Here is a 22,472-nt window from a genome sequence, read left to right on the forward strand (position 1 = left end):
CCACAGCCTGGCCCAGCGGGCCGTGTGTCAGGAGACCGAGCCGCCCCGCTGTGGACGGCGGATCACAGCGGGTAGAACGGCGCGGATCCGGCCAGCGGCTCCCTGCCCGGGACGAGGGTCACCCACGTCCCGCGGGCCCACCGCCAGAGCCGGCCGCCGGCGACGACCAACGGCTCCCGCCCCGGGGCGGCTCCCAGCGACGTGGGCTGGTCCGGCAGGCCCGAGGTGACCTGCTGGGAGAGCCCCCAGCCGTCGACACCGAGCGAGTACGGCGCCTCCTCCCCCGGATCGCCGGCCAGCACCCACAGCTCGCCGTTGGACCGCCAGGCGACGTCGACGACCGGCGAGAGGGTGGGTGCGACCTGCGGGAGGTCGCGGACGGCCACCCCGCCGCCCTCCTCGTTGCGCACCACGGTGCCCACGTGCAGGCGCGGGACGCCCTGCACGTCGGTGACCACGACGGCGACGCGCACGCCGTCCGGCGACAGCTCGATCACCTGCGCCCGCCCCAGCCCCGCCAGCGTGGGGGCGCTGACCGCCTGCGGCCGGCTGCCCGCGGGCACGCGGACGATCTCCGTGTCGTCGCGCACCACCCAGACCTCCGGACGGGTGGCCGCCACCGTGGGAGCGCTCAGCGTCCGTCCGGTCAGCACTGGGGCCAGCTCGCCGCCGTAGGGCCCGGCCAGCAGCGTCGACTGCCCGGCCTCGGGACGCACGCCGGCGAGGAAGGTCAGCTCGCCGGTGCGGGCGTCGGCCGACACCGCGGCCGACGAGAGGCCGTAGCCGCCGTTCCCGGCCGGTCCCGGGACCGGCGCCCCGTCCTCGACGGTGCGGAGCGACCCCGCGTCCAGGTAGTGCCCCACGGTCTCCAGCGGCGTCGCGTCAGGATCGAAGGCGGGCCAGTCGTCGGTGGTCTGCTCCTCGGGCACGCCCTCCAGCGGCAGGGGCTCGCCGTCGAGGGTGACCACCACGGAGCGGATGGTGAGGTCGTCGAGCCGCGTCAGGCTCCACACCAACTGCGCGCTGAGCTCGCGCAACGGAGTGGTGGCGTCGACGTCCAAGCCGGTGAGGTCCACCGTCGCGACCTGGTCGTCCACGGTGACCGTGCGCGCCAGTCCTGCGCCGGCCAGCGGGTTCTCCACGCCGGCGGCGAGCGCCGCGGACGGTCCCTGGACCAGGCGCTCCACGAGGGCGGTGGGCTGCGCCTCCCCGCCGATGAGGTAGCGCGGATCGGGGACGAGCTGCCGGAGCGTGGGGTCGAGGAAGTAGCCGTCGACGGGGTCGTAGAGCCGCTCGAAGTCGGTCTCGAGGATGACCAGGCCGTCCGGGGGGTCGCTGATCCGCCACTCGCCGTCGACCTCGGCCAGCGGGAACTCGTAGCTGAACGGCTCGGTGCCGGCCACGGTGAAGATGCCGCGCTGGTCGACCGTGCCGACCAGGTCGGCGGTGACGACGACCGAGCCGGCCTCGCTGGCCGCCGTCGCGAAGCCGGGGCTGATGATCGTGATGCCGCCGGCGTCGGACCACGTGCTCGCCGCCTCGGGGGTCAGGTAGTCCTTGGCCACGGGGCGCTCGGGCACGCTGCTGGCCGCCGCGTCGATGAACCCCCGGACGACGTCCTCGGGCGTCGCTCCCCGGGCGGGCGGCAACGGCTCGCTGATGAACTCGGGCGCCGGGCGCTCGGGCGCCTGGGTGATCTGCACCGTCGGGGAGCTGGTGGGCACGATCGAGCAGGCGGTCGCGCCCAGCAGCAGCGCGGCGGCCAGCGCCGGAGCGCCGCTCCGGCGGCTCACGCCGGGCCTCCCGGACGACGGACGACGGCCGGCCGCAGCGGCAGTGGGGAGCCGGTGAGCTCCCCGCCCGCGGCGAGGGGCACGGTCAACCGGAACTGGGCGCCGGATCCAGGCTGCCCCCAGACCTGCAGCCACCCCCCGTGCAGCCGTGCGTCCTCGAGGCTGATCGACAGGCCGAGCCCGCTGCCACCGACGCTGCGGACCCGCGAGGGGTCGGCGCGCCAGAAGCGGTCGAAGACGTGCTGCGCGTCGGCGGAGGTGAGCCCGACCCCGTGGTCGCGCACCGTGAGGGCCGCGGCCGTGCGGTTCGCGGCGAGGGTGATCTCCACCGGCCGCCCGGCGCCGTGCTCGATGGCGTTGCCGACGAGGTTGCGCAGGATGCGCTCCACCCGGCGCGCGTCGACCTCGGCGATGACGTCCTCGTCGGGCCGGTCCACGGTGAGCTCGCACCCGTGCCGCTCGGCGAGGGACCACATCCCGGCCGCCACCCTCGCCGCCAGCGCCCCGAGGTCCGTCGGTTCCGCGTCCAGCACCGCGACCCCGGCGTCGTAGCGGCTGATCTCCAGCAGATCGGTGAGCAGGCTCTCGAACCGGTCGAGCTCGGCCCGCAGCAGCTCGGCCGAGCGCGCGACGTGCGGCGGGAAGTCGCCCCGCGCCTCGTGCAGCACCTCGGCGGCCATCTGGACGGTGGTCAACGGCGTGCGCAGCTCGTGCGAGACGTCGGAGGTGAAGCGCTGTTGCAGCTGGGAGAGCCCCTCCAGCTGGGTGATCTGCCGCTGGAGGCTGTCGGCCATGGCGTTGAAGCTGGTGGCCAGCCGGGCGAGGTCGTCCTCGCCGCGCACCACCATGCGCTCCTCGAGCTGCCCCTCGGCCAGCCGCTGGGCGGTGCCGGCGGCCCGGCGGACGGGGTCGACCACCAGGCGGGTCACCAGAACGGCGATGCCGACGACGAACATCGTCAGCGCGAACCCGCTGATCACCACCGTGCTGCGGATCAGCGAGAGGCTCTCGGCCTCCTGGCTCAGCGGGAAGACGTAGTAGAGCTCGATCTGCGCGCTGCCCGCGGTGCCGCCCTGCACCGGGGCGCCGACGACCAGGGAGGCCCGGGGCTCGCCCGCGGCGTCGGGGATCTCGGCATAGCGGTAGGACTGGTTGCCGGCGTCGACGTCGGCCCGCAGGTCCTCGGGCAGCGCGGGGTAGATGGACGCCCGGCTGGCGCCGGGGACCTCCCGGTCCCCCGTCCGGTAGGTCATGACGACGTCGAAGTCACCGGCCGCGCCGCCGCGCTGCTGGAGGGCGCTGACCGTCCGGTCCAGCGTGGCCCGCACGCTCGCCGCGTCCCCCGTCGCGATCCCGCCGGTGATCTCTTCCTGCGCGTAGAGCACGCCGGCCTGGGCCTGGTCGACCGCCGCCTGCCGCTTGACCGACAGCAGCTGGTCGCGGATCTGGCTGAACAGCACCAGGCTCACGATGATCACGACGATGCCGGCAACGACCATCGTGATGGCGCCGATGCGCACCTGCAGAGACGACCGCCAGGCGTGCACCGCGCGGCTGGCGGTGCGGCGGGAGACTCTCCGGACGCGGCGCCGGGCGGCGCCGGCCCGCCGGCCCAGCCCCCGGCGGATCCGCTCCAGCTCCGCCGCGCCGGGACGCCCGGGCCCGGGCGCACCGGGCATGCCGGTGTCCACCGGGGGCGTTCGGGTGGCGGTCACGCAGCCATTGTCGGCGACCCGGCGCCCTACGCGGGGATGCCGGTCCCCGGACCGGTCAGGGCGGGCCGGCCTTGTAGCCGACGCCGCGGACGGTGAGGACGACCTCGGGCTTCTCCGGGTCCTTCTCGATCTTGGCGCGGAGACGCTGCACGTGGACGTTGACCAGCCGGGTATCGGCGGCGTGACGGTAGCCCCACACCTGCTCGAGCAGCAGCTCGCGGGTGAAGACCTGCCGCGGCTTGCGGGCCAGCGCCACGAGCAGGTCGAACTCCAGCGGCGTCAGCGCGACGGGCACGCCGTCCCGGGTGACCTGGTGGGCGGGCACGTCGATCTGCACGTCCCCGATGGCGAGGCTCTCGGCCTGCCCGGTCTCGCCGCGGCGCAGCTGGGCGCGCACGCGGGCGACCAGCTCGACGGGCTTGAACGGCTTGGTGACGTAGTCGTCGGCGCCGGCCTCCAGCCCCTGGACGACGTCGATGGTGTCGCCCTTGGCGGTGAGCATCACGATCGGCACGGTCGACTGCGTCCGGATGTCCTGGCAGATCTGCAGGCCGTTGCGGCCCGGCAGCATCAGGTCCAGGAGGACGAGGTCCGGCCGGGTCTGCTGGAAGACGCCGAGGGCGCGGTTGCCGTCGGAGACGAACGCCGGTTCGTACCCCTCCCGGCGCAGCACGATCCCGAGCATCTCGGCGAGGGCGGCGTCGTCGTCGACGACGAGGACACGGCCGCGGCTGGGCCCGTTCTGCGGAGCGGTGGGTGGCACGGCGACCATTCTGCGCTGTGAGGCAAGGGAAGCGGCCCACCCATCAGGGTGAGCCGCCTCCCAGGCGTGACATGGCCCCGTGCAGGGGCTTTGCGTCAGTAGCGGTAGTGGTCGCTCTTGTAGGGACCCTCGACCGGCACGCCGATGTAGTCGGCCTGCACCTTGGACAGCTCGGTGAGCTTCACGCCGAGGGCGTCCAGGTGGAGCCGGGCCACGTGCTCGTCGAGCTTCTTCGGGAGCACGGTGACGCCGGGGGTCTTGCCCTCGTAGGCGGCCCGGTTGTTCCACAGCTCGATCTGGGCCAGCGTCTGGTTGGAGAACGAGGCGCTCATGACGAAGCTCGGGTGCCCGGTGGCGTTGCCCAGGTTCAGCAGCCGGCCCTCGGAGAGCACGATGATCGTGTGGCCGTCCTCGAACCGCCACTCGTCGACCTGCGGCTTGATCGTCGTCCGGACGACGCCCGGGGTCTTCGCCAGGCCGGCCATGTCGATCTCGTTGTCGAAGTGACCGATGTTGCCGATGATCGCCTGGTGCTTGGTCGAGGCCAGCTGCTCGGCCGAGATGATGTCCTTGTTGCCGGTCGTGGTGATGATGATGTCGGCCTTGCCGATCACCTCGTCCAGCGTCGTGACCTCGTAGCCGTGCATGGCGGCCTGGAGGGCGCAGATCGGGTCGATCTCGGTGATGATCACGCGCGCGCCCTGGCCGCGGAGGGACTCCGCGCAGCCCTTGCCCACGTCGCCGTAGCCGCAGACGACGGCAACCTTGCCGCCGATCATGACGTCGGTGGCGCGGTTGAGGCCGTCGATGAGCGAGTGGCGGCAGCCGTAGAGGTTGTCGAACTTGCTCTTGGTGACCGAGTCGTTGACGTTGATCGCCGGGAAGAGCAGGCGGCCGTCGCGCGCGAGCTCGTAGAGCCGCATGACGCCGGTGGTGGTCTCCTCGGTGACGCCCTTGATGCCTTGGCCGATGCGGGTCCAGTACTGACCGTCCTCGGCCAGCGTGCCGCGGAGGGTCTCGAGGATGACCGCGTACTCCTCGGAGTCGGCGTCGGTCGTGTCGGGGACGACGCCGTCGGCCTCGAAGCGAGTGCCCAGGTGGACCAGCAGGGTGGCGTCGCCGCCGTCGTCGAGCAGCATGTTCGGGCCGACGACGGTGCCGCTCTCGTCGCGGAACTCGAAGAGGCGCTGGGTGCACCACCAGTACTCGGGGAGGCTCTCGCCCTTCCAGGCGAAGACCGGGACGCCGGTGGGCTCCTCGGGGGTGCCCTCGCCGACGACGATGGCCGCGGCGGCGTGGTCCTGCGTGGAGAAGATGTTGCAGCTGACCCAGCGGACGTCGGCGCCCAGGGCGGTCAGCGTCTCGATGAGGACGGCGGTCTGCACGGTCATGTGCAGCGAGCCGGCGATGCGCGCGCCGGCCAGCGGCTGGGCGTCGCCGTACTCGGCGCGCAGCGCCACCAGGCCGGGCATCTCGTGCTCGGCGAGCTGGATCTCCTTGCGGCCGAAGCCGGCGAGGGAGAGGTCGGCGACCTTGAAGTCGGCCTCGCCGGTGGGGGTGGACAGCGTGCGGGTGCCAGTGCTGGCGGTCATGTGAGCTCCAGATGTGCCCGGCGCGGCGGCCGGGCGGTGCAGTCGGATGCAGGGTCGCTTCGATCCCCGTGACCGGGGAGAGCGAGCATGCCGAGGCTTCGGCGGGGCTCGTGCCGGGACCCAGGGTACCGGCTGCACGCAACCGGGTTCCGCGCCGACGCGGTCGGGAGCCTGTTCCTCGCCCGGATTCAGGAGTCGCAGCCGACGCCGTCCCCGTCGCCGTCGAACTTCTGGTCCCAGCCGGGATCGCCGGGGCGGATCGGTGCGGCGCCCGCAGCGCGCACCGCGGCGCAGTTCTGGAACGACACGGGCACTGACGGGGCCGGAGCCGGTGACGGAGCCGGTGCCGGAGCGGGCGCAGGCGCCGGGGCGGCCTGGGGCCGGGTGGCCACCACTCCCCCGGGCAAGGGCTCGGCCGGGCAGACGCTCAGCACCGTGGCCATCGTGTTCTTCTCGGCCGGGGTCACCCACGCGCCGTAGCGGATCTTCACCGCAACCTGGCGGGCGACGTAGGCGCACCGGAACGAGGTCGTGGGCGGCAGCCAGGTGGCGGCGTCCCCGTCGCCCTTCTGCATGTTGAGCGGGCCGTCGACGGCCAGCAGGTTCAGCGGGTCGTTGGCGAAGGCCGCGCGCCGGTCGGCGTCCCACTGCTGGGCGCCCTTCTGCCAGGCGTCCGACAGCGCGACCACGTGGTCGATCTGGACGTCGTCGCTGGTGTCCTGACCGCGCCGGAACTCGATGGTGCGGCCCGAGTACGGATCGGCCAGGGTGCCGGTGAGGACGACGCAGTCGCGGGTGCCCGGCTTGAACGTCTCGCCGGTGAGGTCGCGGGCGAGCACGTCGTTGCGGGTGTCGCAGCCGTTGCGGTCGGTGTCCACCCAGCCCGACCCGAAGAGGTCGCGGTCGTACCCGGTGCGCGGCGCCCGCCCCTTGACCTCCAGCGCGGCCAGGGCGGCCAGCGCCGACGTGGGCGCGGCACCACCGATCACGGCCTCGGCCGACCCGTCGTTCAGCGCGGTGCCGGCGAGGCCGTCCGGCGGGACGGTCGCCTCGGAGGTCTCCTGCTCCGCGACGGCGGAGTCGGCGGCCGTCTCCGTCTCCGGCGGGACGGCGACCCCGTCGGCCTGCGTCGTCGCGGCGCAGCCGCTCAGGAGGAGGGTGGCCAGCAGCGGGGCGAGCGCCACGCGGGCGGCGCGCCCGGTGCGGCCCGGCGGACGAGCGGACACGACATTCCCCCAGGCGCAGACGACAGCGCCCGGACCGTAGGCAGGTCCCCCGCTCCCCCGGTGCTGCGACACGCGCCCCGGCGGTCCGGGAGCGATCCCCTCAGGAGAGGTTCGTGGTCACCCGGTAGAGGACGGCGGGACCGCGGGCGCTGACGGGGGTGCCCGCGGGCAGGAAGGCCGAGGCACCCTGGGGCAGGGTCAGCTCGTCGTCGGCCGTGGAGAGCACGGCAGTGCCCTCCGTGCACAGCACCAGCTGGGGCCCGCGGGTGGTCAGCGTGCCGACCTGGTCGCCGAGCTGGCAGAGGGTGAGGTCGAACTCCTCGACCGGCACCGGGTAGCGCAGCCCTCCGGGGCCGAGGACCGGGCGGAGCACGGGCACGCGCCCGTCGGTGAAGTCGAGCACCTCGATGAGGGCCGCGAGGTCCACGTGCTTGCCGGTCAGCCCGCCCCGGAGCACGTTGTCGGAGCTGGCCATGACCTCGACGCCGGCACCGCACAGGTAGGCGTGCAGGTTCCCCGCCGGCAGGAACACGGCCTCCCCGGGCGCCAGCCGCAGGTGGTTGCACATCAGCGAGATGACGACGCCCGGGTCACCGGGGTAGGTCTCGGCCAGCGCGGCCGCCCAGCGGTAGGTGTTGATGAACTCCGGGTCGTGCGCCGAGACGAACCCGGCCGCTGCCCGGGCCACCTCGGAGACCAGCACGTCGCGCTGGTCCGGCGGCAGCGCCAGCAGCTGCGGGATGACCGAGCGCAGCCCGCCGCGGGCGAGCGCGGCGATCGTGGGCTTGAGCTCGGGCACCTGGAGCTTGGCCAGGCAGTGCAGCGACTCCTCGACCGGGCGGAAGCCGCAGAGCGCCTCGACCGTGGTCAGCGCCACGAGCATCTCGGGCTTGTGGAAGGGGTCGCGGAAGGTGCGCGTCGGGTCGTCGCGCGGCACCCCGGCCGCCTCCTCGGCGGCGAAGCCGACCTCGGCCTGCTCGGTGGTGGGGTGCGCCTGCAGCGACACCGGCTTCTCCGCGGCGAGCACCTTCATGAGGAAGGGCAACCGGACGCCGAACCGCTCGAGGACCTCGGGGCCGAGCAGGAGCTCGGGCTCGGTGACGATCGCCTTGTCCAGCGGCATCCCGTCGGAGCGCACGCTCGGCTCGTCGGGATGGGCGCCCATCCACAGCTCGGCGTGCGGGCGCTCAGCCGGCGACGGCGCGCCGATCAGCTCCGGGATGACGGTGTGCGAACCCCACGGGTAGTGACGCACCGCATTCTGAAGCTGCCACATCGGCCCAGGCTAACGCGCGGGTCCGGCGCCGGAACCCCCCGTCGCCACCCGCAGATCCTCCTGCGGCACCAGTTCCCCCCGTCGGGGTGAGGCCACCCCGGCGCGCACGTCGGCCGCACCGAGCCGCGCCGCGTCGGCGGTCCGGTCGTCGGGCATCCGCTGCGATTCGCGCTCGGCGTCGACCCGCGCGGTGTAGTGGGCGACCTCCCGGGTGGTGCGCTCCTCGTCCCAACCGAGCTCGCGGGCCATGAGCTCGGCGACCCGGGCCGCCGTCTCCACGCCGCGGTGCGCCGTCTCGATGGAGATGCGGGTGCGCCGGGTCAGTACGTCGTCGAGGTGCAGCGCGCCCTCGGCGGTGACGGCGTGCACGACCTCGGCCGCCAGGTAGCCGGGCGCACCGGGCAGCGGCTGCGCGAGGCCGGGGTCGTCGGCGGCCAGGGCCAGCACGTCGGCGGTGCGGTCGCCGTGCCGGTGCAGCAGGCGTTCGACGGCCGCCTCGGGCACGCCGGCGGCGGCGGCCAACTGGGCGGCGCGGTCGCGCACCTCGGTCCAGCGGTGCGCCCCCACCAGCGGCAGGTGCGCGGTGCGCGACGCCGGCACCCCGGGCAGCCCGGCGACGGCGGCGTCGACGGCGTCTTCCGCCATCACGCGGTAGGTCGTGTACTTGCCCCCAGCCACCAGGACCAGACCGGGCACCGGGGTGACCACCGCGTGCTCGCGGGACAGCCGGCTGGTGTCGTCGGACTCCCCCGCCAGCAGCGGCCGCAGGCCGGCGTAGACGCCGAGGATCTGCTCGGTGGTGATCGGGCGGACGAGCACCCGGTTGACCTGGTCGAGCAGGTAGGCGATGTCGGCACTGCTGGCCGCGGGGTGGTCGCGGTCGAGCTTCCACGGGGTGTCGGTGGTGCCGACGATCCACTGCTCGTTCCACGGGATGACGAACAGCACGCTGGTGGGGGTGCGCAGGATCAGCCCGTCCGACGTCCCGCCCGCCGCGGCCAGCGAGCCGCCGTCGATGGCCGACCGCGGCACGACCAGGTGCACGCCCTTGGAGGCGCGCACCCGGAGGTCGGGTGCTGCATCGCCGAGCATCGTGCCGATGTCGTCGCTCCAGACGCCGGTGGCCGCCACGACGCTGCGGGCCCGCACGGTGAAGGAGGAGCCGTCGGTGAGGTCGGCGACCTCCACCCCGACGACCGCGGCGTCCGCCGCGGAGCCGTCCCCGTCGCCGCCGTCACGGAGGAGGCCGGTCACCCGGGCGCTGGAGAGCACCCGGGCGCCGTAGCCGGCGGCGGTGCGGACGACGGCGAGGGTGTGCCGGGCGTCGTCGACCTGGGCGTCCCAGTAGCGGATCGCCCCGCGCACGACGTCGCGGCGCAGCCCCGGGAACGCCTCGAGCGTCGCCGTCCGGGACAGGTGCCGGTGGCCGGGGATCGGACGGTGCGAGGTGAAGGCCGCGCCGAGCACGTCGTAGAGCGCGACACCGGCGCCGAAGTAGGCCCGCTGCCACACCGGCGAGGTCAGGGGCAGCAGGAAGGGCAGCGGCCGGACCAGGTGCGGCGCGATCGTCTGCACCAGGCGGGCGCGCTCGTGCAGCGCCTCGTGCACCAGCGGGAAGGCGAACTGCTCCAGGTAGCGCAGGCCGCCGTGGATGAGCTTGCTCGACCGGCTGGAGGTGCCGGCCGCGAAGTCACGCGCCTCCAGCAGCGCCACGGTCAAGCCCCGGCTGGCCGCGTCGAGGGCGGCACCGGCACCGGTGACGCCACCGCCGATCACGAGCACGTCGACGACCTCGTCGGCGAGCCGGGCGCGGTCCGCGCGCCGTCGGGCGGGCGAGAGCAGCGTGCGGTCGGTCGTCCCCGAGTGCATGGCCCCTACTGTCCCCCGCTCAGTGGCTCCCTGCGTCGCTCCCGGCCTTCTTGCGGTGCACCGTGAGTGTCATCACGACCACGATCACCGCCCCGATCACCAGCCCCAGCAGTGCGCTGCCGATCGTGTTGACGATCCAGCCCACCACGCCGCCGAGCGCCCCGGTCGCGTCGTGCGCCGCCTCCTCGAGGTGGTGGACCACGTCGTAGATCGCGTGCAGACCCAGCTCGTCGGTGCCCACCAGGATGATGTGCCCGCCAACCCACAGCATGGCGGCGGTGCCGACCACGGTCAGCACGCTGAGCAGCTTCGGCATCCCCTTGACCAGGCCGCGGCCGAACGCGGCCACCGCCTTCCCCGATCGCTGGGCCAGGCTCAGGCCGATGTCGTCCATCTTCACGATGACCCCGACGACGCCGTAGACCAGCACGGTGATGCCGATCGCGACGACCGCCAGGATGACCGCTCGCGAGACGAAGCCCTCGCTCGCCACCTCGTTGAGCGAGATCACCATGATCTCGGCCGACAGGATGAAGTCGGTGCGGACGGCGCCCGTGACGATCGTCTTCTCGTCCGGTAGCGCCTCCTCCACCGAGGCGTGCTCCTCGGCGTGGCCGCTGATCCGGTGCCAGATCTTCTCCGCGCCCTCGTAGCAGAGGTAGGCCCCGCCGATCATCAGGATCGGGGTCAGCAGGAAGTCGAGGAACTCGCTGAGCAGCAGGATCGCCGGGAGGATGATCAGCAGCTTGTTGCGCAGGGAGCCCAGAGCGATCTTCCGGATGATCGGCAGCTCGCGGTCGGCGTTCAGCCCGTGCACGTACTGCGGGGTGACCGCGGTGTCGTCGACCACGACGCCGGCTGCCTTGATGCTCGCCCGTCCCGCCGCCGCCCCGATGTCGTCGATCGACGCGGCAGCGGCCCTGGCCAGCACCGCGACGTCGTCCAGCAGGGCTACGAGTCCACCCGCCACGGGAGGTCCTTTCCGTCGGTCCGAACGAGGTCTGTACCCGGGCCAGGGGGTCCGCCGAACCCGGTCACCGGCTCTGCCCCCGCTGGGTGTCCAGCGCCAGGGCGAGGTAGACGGCGCTGAAGTCGGCGACGGCGAGCTGGCGGGCCAGCCGCGGCAGCCGGCCGTCGGACTCCGCCTGCCCCCGCTCGGCCAGGCCGCTCACCGGGACGTTGTGCGTCGCGGCGGTGCGCAGCACCTGCTCCATCGCCTCACCGGCCGACCGCGGCTCGCGCTCACCGGCGCCGTCGTGCCCTCCGGCACCGGCGTCGCGGATGGTCAGCAGCCGGAGGCGCCGGCCGGGATCGTCGGCCCGGTCGCGGAAGAAGTCGTCGGCGTCAGCGGGCGCCAGCGGGCCACCGAGGACGGAGCAGGCCGCGACCCGCTGGTCGGGCAGCCGGAAGTCCGTCGCGGGCAGCCCGGCCAGGGTGGCCAGCTGGTCGGCGATGCGGGTGGCCGCCGCGGCGGCCAGCGGACCCTCCGCGGCGATGACCGGCAGCGAGTCGAGCAGCTCCAGCGCCAGCGTCTTCGCGGGGTTGCGGAAGGTCTGCGCCGCCGGGCCGCACTCCTGCGCGGTGGCGTCGAGCGCGACCGCGGTGGTCTCCGGGTCGGCGACGTCCCCGGGCAGCAGCCCGAGGTCGGAGGCCAGCAGGAGCATCGGGGTCAGCAGCGACCACAGCGTGGTGTGCCGGACCCGGGAGGTCGGCAGCGACACGTACGGCGCGCGGGCGATCGAGCACGCCGCGGCCAGCGGCGCGTCCTCGGCACCGATACCCAGCAGCGAGACGCCGCGGCGGGCCGCCTCGTAGGCAGGGGCGACGGCGTAGGCGCCCTCCCCCGTGCGGGTCGCGACCACGACGACGTCGCTCGGCCCCGTCCACACGGGCAGCGCCGGGCCCGGGACGACGTCGACGGTCACCGGGCTGGCCGGACCGAGCAGCGCCCGCAGCACCGACGCGGCCACCGCGCCCTCGCGGCGGGCGACGATCACCAGCCCACGGGGCCGGCCGCCGCCGGTGATCCGCTCCAGCCCCGCCTCGCGGGTCAGCCGCGCGGTCTCCCGGACCTGTGCGCCCGCGCCCGCGACCGCCGGCAGCAGGCCGTGCGGATCACGCGCCCGCATCACCTCGAGGTCGTCGAGGACCTCCTCGGCGATCTCGGGCGGGATCATGCGCTGTGTTCTCGGCCCGCCCCGGCACCCTCGCCAGCCCCACCACCTCGGCGACGCGCCTCGTCCAGGAGGAGCACGGGGATCCCGTCGCGCACCGGGAAGGCCCGGTCGCAGGTGGTGCACAGCAGCTCGCTCGCCGCCTCGTCGACGGTCAGCGGACTGTGGTGCGTGTCCGGGCAGGCCAGGATGGACAGCAGCTCGGGGTCGAGCCCCAGCGGTCCACCGGTCGTCGTGTTGCTCGTCATGCCCGCACCATCCCTAGTACCTGATCCCGCAGTTCGGTCATCCGCGCCTCGTCCGGCGCCTCCACGTTCAGCCGCAGCAGCGGCTCGGTGTTGCTCGCGCGCAGGTTGAACCACGCGCCGTCACCCAGCTCGACGGTGAGCCCGTCCAGCTCGTCGATCCGCGCCCCCTGCTGGTCGGCGAAGGCCGCCCGCACGTCGGCCATCCGCGCCGCGGCGTCGTCCACCGTGGAGTTGATCTCCCCGGAGGCGGCGTAGCGCGAGTAGGCGGCGGTGAGGTCCGACAGCGTGCCGGACTGCTCGCCCAGCGCGGCGAGCACGTGCATCGCCGCGAGCATGCCGGTGTCGGCCCGCCAGAAGTCGCGGAAGTAGTAGTGCGCCGAGTGCTCGCCGCCGAAGACGGCGTCGGTGCGGGCCATCTCGGCCTTGATGAACGAGTGACCCACCCGCGTGCGCACCGGCTCGCCGCCGTGCTCCCGGACGATCTCGGGGACGGCCTTCGAGGTGATCAGGTTGTGGATGATCGTCGTCCCGCGGCCCTTGGCCAGCTCGCGGACGGCGACCAGGGCGGTGACCGCCGAGGGGCTGACGGGCTCCCCGCGCTCGTCGATGACGAAGACCCGGTCGGCGTCGCCATCGAAGGCCAGACCGATGTCGGCGCCGTGCTCGCGCACCGCTGCCTGCAGGTCGACGAGGTTCGCCGGGTCCAGCGGGTTGGCCTCGTGGTTCGGGAAGGAGCCGTCGAGCTCGAAGTACAGCGGGACGACGTCCAGGGGCAGGTCGGCCAGGACCACCGGCACGGTGTGCCCGCCCATGCCGTTGCCGGCGTCGACGACGACCTTCAGGGGGCGGCCGCCGGAGAGGTCGACCAGCCCGCGCAGGTGCGCGGCGTACTCGTGGATGACGTCCCGCTGGCTGACCGAGCCGACGCGGCCGGGGTCGCGGTCGTAGCTGTCCCGCTCGGCCGAGGCGCGGATGTCGGCCAGGCCGGAGTCCTGCCCGATCGGTGCCGCGCCGGCCCGGCACATCTTGATGCCGTTGTACTTCGCGGGGTTGTGGCTGGCCGTGAACATGGCGCCCGGGATCCCGAGCGAGCCGGCGGCGAAGTACAGCATGTCGGTCGAGCCAAGCCCGGCCTCGACGACGTCGAGCCCGCGACTGATCACGCCCTCGGCGAAGGCCCGCGACAGGGGCACCGACGACTCGCGCATGTCGTGGGCGGTGACGATCTGCGTGGCACCGCTCTCGGCGTGCACGAACTCGGCGAAGGCGGCCCCGATCGACCGGGCGACGCCCTCGTCCCACTGGTCGGGGACGACACCCCGCACGTCGTAGGCCTTGATGATCGATGAGAGGTCAGCCACGCCGTGACCCTATAAGGACCCCGTCCTCCTCACCCCTCGCAGGCTCGCGGCGAGCCTCTGGACGGGGCCGTTACGACAGGTCGGGGAGGACGCGCAGGTGTCCGCGCCGGGTGCCGCGGCCGTCGTCGGCCGGGTCGCGCGGGGGCTCCGGCCGGGCGGCCTCGCGGACGGCGTCGGCCAGGGCGAGCAGGTCGTCGCCGGTCGGACCGACGTCGTCGAGGTCGATCTCGTGCCGGACGACCTCCCAGCCACGGGGCACGGTCAGCCGCTCGGCGTGGAACTCGCAGAGGTCGTAGCTGTGCGGCTCCGAGAACGTCGCCAACGGCCCGACAACGGCCGTGGACTCCGCGTACACGTAGGTCAGAGTCGCCGCTGCCGGTTGCGCGCAGCCGCTGCGCGAGCAGCGACGTGACTGCCTCACCACCGGTTCCTCACGCGAGCACCGTAAACCCGCCTGCGGGCACCGCGCAGCAGGCACACCGGGATTTCGGCGGCGGCAACCCCATCCTGCACGATGACCCCGTGGGCATCGACACAGGTCCGGTCCTGGTCCTCGGGGGTCGCAGCGAGATCGGCACGGCCGTCGCCGTCCGGCTCGCGGCGCTCGGCTGCGGGACGTTCGTGCTGGCCGCGCGGCGTACCGCCGACCTGGACGACCAGGAGGCGGAGCTGCGCGCGGCGGGGGCCGCGACCGTGGTCCGGGTGGCCTTCGACGCCGACGACCTCGCCGGTCACGCCGCCGTCCTCGACGAGGTGGAGGCGCGCGTCGGCGTCCCCTCCACCGTGGTGGTGGCCTTCGGCGTGCTCGGCGACCAGGCCGCCGCCGAGCGCGACCCGGCCGCGGCGGTCGCGATCCTGCACACCGACCTCACCGCGCAGGTCCACGTGCTCACCCTGCTGGCCGAGCGGCTGCGGGCGGCCGGCCGCGGCACGCTCGTCGTCTTCTCGTCCGTGGCCGGTGTGCGGGTACGCCGGGCCAACTACGTGTACGGCTCGGCGAAGGCGGGGCTCGACGGCTTCGCCAGCGGGCTGTCCGACGCCCTGGCCGGCTCCGGCGTCCGGCTGCTGCTCGTGCGGCCAGGCTTCGTCGTCGGCCGGATGACCGAGGGCATGTCGCCGGCCCCGTTCTCCAGCACGCCGGACCAGGTGGCCGACGCCGTCGTCGCGGCGCTGCGCGGACGGCGCGGTGAGGTGTGGGTGCCGGGCGTGCTGCGGCCGGTCTTCTTCCTCATGCGCCTGCTCCCCCGCGCCGTCTGGCGGCGGCTGCCGCGGTGACCGCGTCGCCGCACCCGGCACGGTCGCGCGCCGTAGGCTTCGCGCCGTCATGACCGGTCCCTCGCGCCGCCCCGCCCGCTCCCGCCGCGACCGCCACGGCCGCGGCCTGCGCGGTCGGCTGGTGCCGGCCGGGGTGCCCCTGGCGCGCAGCCGCGCCGAGCAGTTCGACGATCTCGTGCTGGACGCGGTGGAGGACCTCGAGCGCCGGTGGGAGCGCGAGCTCGCCGGGGTGGAGTTCGCCGTCGAGGACGTGCCGTGGGTGGACCACACCAGCCCGGACGACGTGGTGCTCGACGCCGACGTGCTGGACGACGCCAGCGTGCCGCTGGCCCGCGTGCTGCCCGCGCACCGGGAGGACGGCCGCGAGGTGCCGCCGCGGATCATCGTCTACCGGCGGCCGCTGGAGCTGCGCGCCGGCGACCGGGACGACCTCGCCGACCTGGTGCGCGACGTCGTCGTCGACCAGGTCGCCGTGCTGCTGGGCCGCGACCCCGAGGAGATCGACCCCACCGCATAGAGGACCTCCTGCCCCACGACGCTCGCGCGCTCGCGTCGGGCCCCTGCAGGACGCCGAACCGCCACGACATCCGGGGCCTGCGATGCTGACCGCGATGGACGTCCCCGCCGTGGCCGCCGGGCCCTGGATCGCGCTCGGTGCCGTACTCGGGGCGCTGCTCCTCCTCGCCGCGGGCGCGATCGTCCTCCGGCTCCGCTCGCCCGCACCGCCGGAGCCGGCCACCCCGCCCACGCCGGACGAGCCACGGGACGACCTCGCGGACTTCCTCGCCCATCCGCCGGGCACCCGCGGGGTGCCGGCCGACGACGGCGACGGCTGGGTCCCGCTGGCGCCGTCCGCACCGCCCGCCCCGCGCGAGGAGCCCGCACCCGGGCCCACGGGCGCGCGCCCGGTCGGGGTGCTCGCCGGCCTGGCGGTCGGTGCGCTGCTGCTCGTGGGCACCGCGGCGGCGCTCGCGGCTGCGCAGCGGTCCCCCGCTGCGGCGCCGGACAAGCCGGCCGCGACCGCGGCACCCTCGAGCGCGAGCCCGAGCGGGGACGGTGTCGTCGCCCGGCTGGCCTTCGACGGCGTCGTCCTGGAGGAGCACGCCGTCGGGATCACCGCGGCGTACCCCGAGCTGGAGCTGACCGTGGACGACGAGGGGCGTGAACTCGCGCGCCTGCGGCTGCCCGCGGCCAACTGCCTGGCCCTGGCCGCACCGCCGGAGCCCGGCGACCCGGGCTGCCGTGCCGCGCGCACCGAGTACGCCGAGCTGGCCGCACCCGGCCTGCGCGTGGACCGCGACGGCGACCGGCTCGCGGTGTCGGGCCGGTTCGCCACCTACCGACGCCCGCCCGGCGCGCCCGCGGAGCCCACGAGGCGGACCTACGAGGTCTCGGTCACCGTCGCTGCCGCGGGCGGGGAGGACGCCGGATGGCGGCCTGCCGAGGGCGAGCTGCGCTGGGAGGACCAGCGCGCCGGCACCCGGGAGGACGGGGCGCCGAGCGTCCTGCGCGCCGACGGCTGAGCTCCCGTGCCGGGGCAACACCTGCCCCGGGACGCACCGCAGCCGCCGACGAAGGGGCGTCGGCGGCTGCGGTGAGGTGCTGGAACGGCCCCCTCCCGGGTCCCGGCCCGAGCCTGCGAGGGCTGGGGAGAAGGGGGTCCTTCGTCAGACGGCGCGGCGGCGCAGGCGACGGCGCTCGCGCTCGGAGAGCCCGCCCCAGATGCCGAAGCGCTCGTCGTTGGAGAGCGCGTACTCCAGGCACTCGGCCTTGACCTCGCACCCGGTGCAGATCTTCTTCGCCTCACGGGTGGAGCCGCCCTTCTCGGGGAAGAACGCCTCCGGGTCGGTCTCGGCGCACAGGGCGCGCTCCTGCCAGGACTGGCCCTCGGTCTCCAGGCCGATGCCCAGCAGCCCGCTGATGCCGGCGGCGGGGACGCCCAGGCCCTGTCCGGCGCCCGCGCCGAACCGGTCGGTCGTCCGGTCGCTCCCGTTGACGTAGTCGCTCAACCACGAGACCTCGGCCATGACGATGCGTCCCCTCTCGCTCTCGTCCCGGTGCGCGGCTGTCGAGGGGTTCCCGAACCGCTCAGCACTCGATGACGTCTGCGGAATTACACGCGTGTCGTTGCCCGGCCGTCAACTTCGCCCGGTGTAAGCGACACGCCACACCAGCCACACAGGTCACACGCCGTTCGTCACATCTCGTCTGCTACCCCGACACGCCCGTGGAACAGTGCACAACTGCCTATGGGGCACGATGCGTTTCGTGCAGATCGTGGTGCTGGCTGGTGGGACCGGAGGGGCTCGATTCCTCAGGGGGGTGCGGGCGGCGGCGCCCGACGCGGAGATCACCGTCGTGGTGAACACCGGCGACGACGTGACGCTGCACGGGCTGCGCATCTGCCCGGACCTCGACACCGTCGTCTACACCCTCGGCGGAGGCATCGACGAGGAGCGCGGCTGGGGCCGGGCCGGTGAGAGCTGGACGGTCAAGGAGGAGCTGGCCGCCTACGGCGCCGATCCCGACTGGTTCGGTCTCGGCGACCGCGACCTGGCCACGCACCTGATCCGCACCCGGATGCTCGACGCCGGCTACCCCCTGTCCGCGGTCACCGCTGCGCTCGCCGACCGCTGGCAGCCCGGCGTCACGGTGCTGCCGATGAGCGACCAGCGGGTCGAGACGCACGTCGTCGTCAGCGATCCGGAGACCGACCGGCCGCGCGCCATCCACTTCCAGGAGTGGTGGGTGCGGCACCGCGCCGCGCTCGAGGCCTCGGCCTTCGTGCAGGTCGGCGTGGACGCGGCGCGCCCCGCCCCCGGCGTGGCCGAGGCCTTCGCCGCCGCGGACGCCGTGCTGCTGGCCCCGTCCAACCCGGTGGTGTCGATCGGCACGATCCTCGGCGTGCCGGACCTGCGCGAGGCGCTGCTGGCCACCCCTGCGCGCATCGCCGGGGTCTCCCCGATCGTCGGCGGGGCCGTCGTGCGCGGCATGGCCGACCGCTGCCTGCCGGTGCTCGGCATCGAGGTCAGCGCCGAGGGCGTGGGCCGCCACTACGGCGCCCGGTCCGACGGCGGCCTGCTCGACGCCTGGCTGGTGGCGCCCGAGGACCCCGCCGACGTCCCCGGGGTCGACGTCCGGCAGGTGCCGCTGCTCATGTCCGACCCCGAGGCGACGACGGCGCTGGCCCGCGCCGCCCTGGACGCCTGCCGTGGTTGATCGACGGCCCCCTCCAGAGGCTCGGCCCGAGCGTGCGAGGGCTGAGGGGGAGGGGGTCCTTCTGCTGCCCGTCCCGGGGCTGCCGGAGTTCGCGCCAGGCGACGACCTGGCGGGCGCGATCGCGGGCGCGGCCCCCTGGCTGACCGACGGCGACGTCGTGGTCGTGACCTCGAAGGTCGTCTCCAAGGTCGAGGGCGCGCTGGTCCGGGTCGAGCCCGGCGCCGACCGCGAGGCGGCCCGGCAGGCCGCCATCGACGGGCAGACCGTGCGCGTCGTGGCCCGCCGTGGCCCGCTCAAGATCGTGCAGACGCCGCACGGCTGGGTGGTGGCCGCGGCCGGCATCGACGCCTCCAACGTCGACCAGGGCTCGCTGGTGCTGCTCCCCGAGGACGCCGACGCCTCCGCCCGGGCGCTGCGGGCCCGGCTGGCCGAGCTGCTCGGCGTCGACGTCGCGGTGGTGGTGAGCGACACCTTCGGCCGCACCTGGCGGGAGGGGCTCACCGACGTCGCCGTCGGCTCCGCGGGGATCACGGCGCTGGTGGACCACCGGGGTGCCGTCGACGCCCACGGCAACCGCCTCGAGACCACCCGCATCGCCGTCGTCGACGAGCTGGCCTCGGCCGCCGACCTGGTCAAGGGCAAGCTCGACGGCGTCCCGGTCGCGGTGGTCCGCGGCCTGCCGGTCGACCGGCCCGCCCCCGACGAGGGCACCCGCCCGCTCGTGCGGCTGCCTGCCGAGGACCTCTTCCCCTACGGCTCCCGCGACCTCGTCGGCTCCCGCTCCCCCTCCGCCGGGCTCGTGCCGCGGGACGGCGAGCTGGACGCGGTCGCCGCGGCCTTCCGGACCGCCAGCGCCGCGCTGCCGGAGTTCCCGGTCGTGCTGCGCTACGGCGGGGAGGGCGACGGCGCGGTCGACGTCCACCTGAGCGACGCCGTCAGCACGACCACCGCGGTCAACCTGGGCGCGCTGCTCGGTGCGGTCATCGTGCAGCTGCACGCGGAGGGCTGGGCCACCCGCTGGGAGCCCGCGGTCACGGCCGGCGGGACCTCACTCGTCGGGAGGCTGTGGGTGGGCGCGCAGCCCGCCTGAGCGGCCGGGGACCGATAGCGTGCCCTCCCATGCGCGGGATCATCCTGGCCGGTGGAACGGGAAGTCGGCTCTTCCCCATCACGCAGGCCGTGAGCAAGCAGCTCATGCCGGTCTACGACAAGCCGATGATCTACTACCCGCTCTCGACGCTGATGATGGCCGGCGTCCGCGAGGTGCTGATCATCACGACGCCGGGTGACCAGGAGGCCTTCCGCCAGCTGCTCGGCGACGGCAGCCGCCTGGGCATGCGCATCGAGTACGCGGCCCAGCCGCGGCCCGAGGGCCTGGCGCAGGCCTTCCTCATCGGTGCGGAGTTCCTGGACGGCGCGGCGGCCGCCCTCGTGCTGGGCGACAACATCTTCTACGGCGCCGGCCTGGGCACCGCCCTGGCCCGGCTGCCCCAACCGGCCGGTGGGCACGTCTTCGCCTACCACGTGGCCAACCCGCAGGAGTACGGCGTCGTGGAGTTCGACCGCGACGGCCGGGTGCTCTCCATCGAGGAGAAGCCGGCCGCGCCCAAGAGCTCCTACGCCGTGCCCGGGCTCTACTTCTACGCCGGGGACGTCGTCGACGTGGCCCGCGGCATCCGGCCCAGCGCCCGCGGCGAGCTGGAGATTACCGCGGTCAACGAGCACTACCTGCGCGAGGACCGGCTGACCGTCACCGCCCTGGACCGCGGCACCGCGTGGCTGGACACCGGCACCTTCGCCTCGCTGCGCCAGGCCACCGAGTTCGTCTCGGTGGTCGAGGAACGGCAGGGGCTGAAGATCGGCTGCATCGAGGAGGTGGCCTGGCGCAACGGCTGGCTGGACGACGACGGCCTCGTGCGCGCGGCCGGGCCGCTGGGCAAGAGCGGCTACGGCGACTACCTGCTCGGTCTGCTGGCCGAACCGCGCTGACCCGGTTCGGGGCTGCGCACCGGGGCGGTGTGGACTCCCGCTCCCCGGTCGAGCCGGGCGCGATCCGCGCCTAGGCTGGAGGCGAACCCCCGGGTCGGCGACCGCCACCGGCGCGCCGACGTCAGGGGCCACGGGGACGACCGTGCACCAGCGCAGGACGGACGGTCCCCACCGTGTCGAGCACCACCCAGCACCTCACCGCGGACGGGCCGACGGAGGCCACTCCCGGGCCGCACGCGCGACCGCCGGCTCCCGGCCGCATGTCCACCGTCGAGCGCGCGCTCTACGCCGCCGTCCTGCTCGGGGTGCTGGTGGCGGGCTGGGCCCGGCGCTGGACGTCGGACGACGCGTTCATCAACTTCCGCGTCGTCGAGAACCTCCTCGCGGGCAACGGCCCGGTGTTCTCGGCCGGGGAGCGGACCGAGGTGGCGACGAGCGCGGCCTGGCTCGCGGTGCTGACCGTCGCCGAGGCGGTGGTGCCCGGCGACGCCGTGGCCTGGAGCTCCGTCGTCCTCGGGCTGGCCCTGACGGCGACCGGCGTCCTGTTCGCCATGCTCGGGGCCCGGCGTCTGTTCGCCGGCACCGCGGCACGGCTGTCGGTGCCCTTCGGCGCGGTCGTCTTTCTGGCGCTGCCGCCCGCCTGGGACTTCACGACGTCGGGCCTGGAGACGGGCATGTCGTTCGCCTGGCTCGGGACGTCCTTCTGGGCGCTGGTCCGCTGGATGCAGTCCGGGCAGCGGTGCGCGGGCCGGCCCCTGTGGCTCTTCGTCCTCCTCGGCCTGGGGCCCCTGGTGCGACCGGACTTCGCGCTCGTCGCCGGCATCCTGCTGCTGTGGCTGACCGTGGCCTCCGTCGGTCCCTGGTGGCGGCGCCTGCTCGGCCTCTTCGCCGCGGGGGTGCTCCCCGTCGCCTACCAGGTGTTCCGCATGGGCTACTACGGCCTGCTGGTCCCGAACACCGCCGTCGCCAAGGAGTCCAGCCGGCCGCTGTGGGGCCGCGGCACCGACTACCTGGTCGACCTGGTGGGGCCGCACCTGCTGTGGGTCCCCGGCCTCCTGCTCGTCGCGATGCTCGTCGCGCTGCTGCCCGCGCTGACCTGGCGGGCGCTCGAGTGGTCGCTGGTGGCCGCCGTCCTGCTCGCCGCCGCAGCGCACGCGCTCTACGTCGTCCGGGTCGGCGGCGACTTCATGCACGGCCGGCTGCTGATGCCCAGCCTGTTCCTCCTCCTCTGCCCGCTGGCCGCGGTGCCGCTGACCAGAGCCCGGGTATGGGTGGGCGCCGCGCTCCTCACCGCGACCGGCGTCTGGGCGGTGGTCTCGGCCGCCGCCCTGCGCACCGGCTACGAGGGGGGCATCTCCGCCGGAGGCATCTCCGACGAGCGCGGCTTCTACGCGGGCCTGGCCGGGGTCGGCCACCCCGTCACGATCGAGGACCACGGGGGCGCCGGCGTGGCCAACTACGTCGACCGCGTCAACCGGCTGGCCGACGACGGCGAGGACCTGGTCGTGCTCCAGGTGACGCCCGTGCGCCCCGACACCGACCTCGACGTCCTCGCCCCCTCCGCGAGGGGCGTGGTGTTCTCGGTCGGCAACGCCGGGTTCTACGGGTACGCCAGCGACCTCGACGTCTTCGTCCTGGACGGCCTGGGCCTCACCGACGCGGTCAACAGCCACATCGAGGCCGGACCGCCCGGGCGCCCGGGGCACGAGAAGGTCTACCCGTCCTGGTACCTGCTGGCCCGCTACGGCTCCCCCGAGATCGCGGAGCGCCAGTTCGAGGGGCTGCCGTCCGACGCCATGGTCGCGGCCTCCCGGGCCGCGCTGTCCTGCGGGGACCTCGCGGAGCTGGTCGAGGCGACGACCGGGCCGCTGACCTGGGAACGCTTCACGGACAACCTGGTCGGTGCGCCCGACCGCACCTCGCTGCGCATCCCGACCGACCCGTTCGCCGCCGAGCGCGAGTTCTGCTGAGG

The 22,472-nt window shown here is 74.5% G+C and carries 20 protein-coding genes; 7 read left to right on the forward strand and 13 right to left on the reverse strand.

All coding sequences use genetic code 11. The annotated features are described in order from the left end of the window. Positions 1-62: 62 nt before the first annotated feature. The 12 genes from BLS70_RS08370 to BLS70_RS08425 all read right to left on the reverse strand — a co-directional run bounded on the left by BLS70_RS08370 (position 63) and on the right by BLS70_RS08425 (position 14,495). Positions 63-1,793: an LpqB family beta-propeller domain-containing protein gene (locus BLS70_RS08370; protein ID WP_091765711.1), complete on the reverse strand. Its 1,731-nt coding sequence runs from the start codon at positions 1,791-1,793 to the stop codon at positions 63-65. Then, positions 1,790-3,508 (reverse strand): MtrAB system histidine kinase MtrB, encoded by a 1,719-nt coding sequence (gene mtrB / locus BLS70_RS08375; RefSeq protein WP_255362330.1) that lies wholly within the window; start codon positions 3,506-3,508, stop codon positions 1,790-1,792. The genes BLS70_RS08370 and mtrB overlap by 4 nt, the downstream gene beginning before the upstream one ends. Before the next feature lie 55 nt (positions 3,509-3,563). After that, the gene (mtrA, locus tag BLS70_RS08380; RefSeq protein WP_439645384.1) at positions 3,564-4,271 is read right to left on the reverse strand and encodes an MtrAB system response regulator MtrA; all 708 of its coding nucleotides are present in this window, start codon (positions 4,269-4,271) and stop codon (positions 3,564-3,566) included. A 95-nt stretch (positions 4,272-4,366) separates the two neighbouring features. Further along, complete coding sequence (gene ahcY, locus BLS70_RS08385) at positions 4,367-5,863, reverse strand: adenosylhomocysteinase (RefSeq protein WP_091765717.1); 1,497 nt, start codon at positions 5,861-5,863, stop codon at positions 4,367-4,369. 188 nt (positions 5,864-6,051) lie between these two features. Beyond that, the gene (locus BLS70_RS08390; RefSeq protein WP_255362331.1) at positions 6,052-7,089 is read right to left on the reverse strand and encodes an HNH endonuclease family protein; all 1,038 of its coding nucleotides are present in this window, start codon (positions 7,087-7,089) and stop codon (positions 6,052-6,054) included. 100 nt (positions 7,090-7,189) lie between these two features. Next, positions 7,190-8,365, reverse strand: a complete 1,176-nt coding sequence (manA, locus tag BLS70_RS08395) for a mannose-6-phosphate isomerase, class I (RefSeq protein WP_091765720.1) — start codon at positions 8,363-8,365, stop codon at positions 7,190-7,192. 9 nt (positions 8,366-8,374) lie between these two features. Continuing rightward, positions 8,375-10,234: a glycerol-3-phosphate dehydrogenase/oxidase gene (locus tag BLS70_RS08400; RefSeq protein ID WP_091765723.1), complete on the reverse strand. Its 1,860-nt coding sequence runs from the start codon at positions 10,232-10,234 to the stop codon at positions 8,375-8,377. Between the two features lie 19 nt (positions 10,235-10,253). Next, the gene (locus tag BLS70_RS08405) at positions 10,254-11,204 is read right to left on the reverse strand and encodes a DUF808 domain-containing protein (RefSeq protein WP_091765726.1); all 951 of its coding nucleotides are present in this window, start codon (positions 11,202-11,204) and stop codon (positions 10,254-10,256) included. A gap of 64 nt (positions 11,205-11,268) precedes the next feature. Next, positions 11,269-12,411 (reverse strand): SIS domain-containing protein, encoded by a 1,143-nt coding sequence (locus BLS70_RS08410; protein ID WP_091765729.1) that lies wholly within the window; start codon positions 12,409-12,411, stop codon positions 11,269-11,271. Continuing rightward, complete coding sequence (locus BLS70_RS08415) at positions 12,408-12,656, reverse strand: Trm112 family protein (protein WP_176946334.1); 249 nt, start codon at positions 12,654-12,656, stop codon at positions 12,408-12,410. The genes BLS70_RS08410 and BLS70_RS08415 overlap by 4 nt, the downstream gene beginning before the upstream one ends. After that, on the reverse strand, positions 12,653-14,017 hold the full coding sequence (locus BLS70_RS08420; protein ID WP_091765734.1) for a phosphomannomutase/phosphoglucomutase: 1,365 nt from the start codon (positions 14,015-14,017) through the stop codon (positions 12,653-12,655). The genes BLS70_RS08415 and BLS70_RS08420 overlap by 4 nt, the downstream gene beginning before the upstream one ends. Before the next feature lie 70 nt (positions 14,018-14,087). Next, entirely contained in the window at positions 14,088-14,495 is a 408-nt protein-coding gene (locus tag BLS70_RS08425) for a DUF3499 domain-containing protein (protein WP_369406223.1), read from the reverse strand. A gap of 44 nt (positions 14,496-14,539) precedes the next feature. Here BLS70_RS08425 and dprE2 point away from each other — a divergent pair, with 44 nt between their 5' ends. From dprE2 to BLS70_RS08440, 3 genes are all read left to right on the forward strand, one after another. After that, positions 14,540-15,292 carry a decaprenylphospho-beta-D-erythro-pentofuranosid-2-ulose 2-reductase gene (dprE2, locus tag BLS70_RS08430; RefSeq protein WP_218122336.1) on the forward strand — a complete coding sequence of 251 codons (753 nt, stop codon included), beginning with the start codon at positions 14,540-14,542 and terminating at the stop codon, positions 15,290-15,292. Positions 15,293-15,341: 49 nt separating this feature from the next. Continuing rightward, a complete protein-coding gene (locus BLS70_RS08435) occupies positions 15,342-15,809 on the forward strand; it encodes a metallopeptidase family protein (RefSeq protein ID WP_091765740.1) in 468 nt (155 codons plus the stop codon). Between the two features lie 94 nt (positions 15,810-15,903). After that, positions 15,904-16,815 carry a hypothetical protein gene (locus tag BLS70_RS08440; RefSeq protein ID WP_143030368.1) on the forward strand — a complete coding sequence of 304 codons (912 nt, stop codon included), beginning with the start codon at positions 15,904-15,906 and terminating at the stop codon, positions 16,813-16,815. Between the two features lie 144 nt (positions 16,816-16,959). Here BLS70_RS08440 and BLS70_RS08445 read toward each other — a convergent pair whose 3' ends face one another. After that, entirely contained in the window at positions 16,960-17,214 is a 255-nt protein-coding gene (locus BLS70_RS08445) for a WhiB family transcriptional regulator (protein ID WP_040339056.1), read from the reverse strand. 346 nt (positions 17,215-17,560) lie between these two features. On the opposite strand from BLS70_RS08445, the gene cofD reads away from it, so the two are divergent. From cofD to BLS70_RS08465, 4 genes are all read left to right on the forward strand, one after another. Beyond that, positions 17,561-18,511 carry a 2-phospho-L-lactate transferase gene (gene cofD, locus BLS70_RS08450; protein ID WP_091765749.1) on the forward strand — a complete coding sequence of 317 codons (951 nt, stop codon included), beginning with the start codon at positions 17,561-17,563 and terminating at the stop codon, positions 18,509-18,511. Further along, on the forward strand, positions 18,504-19,601 hold the full coding sequence (locus tag BLS70_RS08455) for a coenzyme F420-0:L-glutamate ligase (protein WP_091765752.1): 1,098 nt from the start codon (positions 18,504-18,506) through the stop codon (positions 19,599-19,601). The genes cofD and BLS70_RS08455 overlap by 8 nt, the downstream gene beginning before the upstream one ends. A gap of 29 nt (positions 19,602-19,630) precedes the next feature. Next, positions 19,631-20,500: a glucose-1-phosphate thymidylyltransferase RfbA gene (gene rfbA, locus BLS70_RS08460; RefSeq protein ID WP_091765755.1), complete on the forward strand. Its 870-nt coding sequence runs from the start codon at positions 19,631-19,633 to the stop codon at positions 20,498-20,500. A 173-nt stretch (positions 20,501-20,673) separates the two neighbouring features. Beyond that, positions 20,674-22,470 carry an arabinofuranosyltransferase AftB family protein gene (locus BLS70_RS08465; protein WP_091765758.1) on the forward strand — a complete coding sequence of 599 codons (1,797 nt, stop codon included), beginning with the start codon at positions 20,674-20,676 and terminating at the stop codon, positions 22,468-22,470. Positions 22,471-22,472: the final 2 nt, after the last annotated feature.

This window comes from Blastococcus aurantiacus (assembly GCF_900102425.1).
In the GTDB taxonomy this organism is placed as follows: domain Bacteria; phylum Actinomycetota; class Actinomycetes; order Mycobacteriales; family Geodermatophilaceae; genus Blastococcus; species Blastococcus aurantiacus.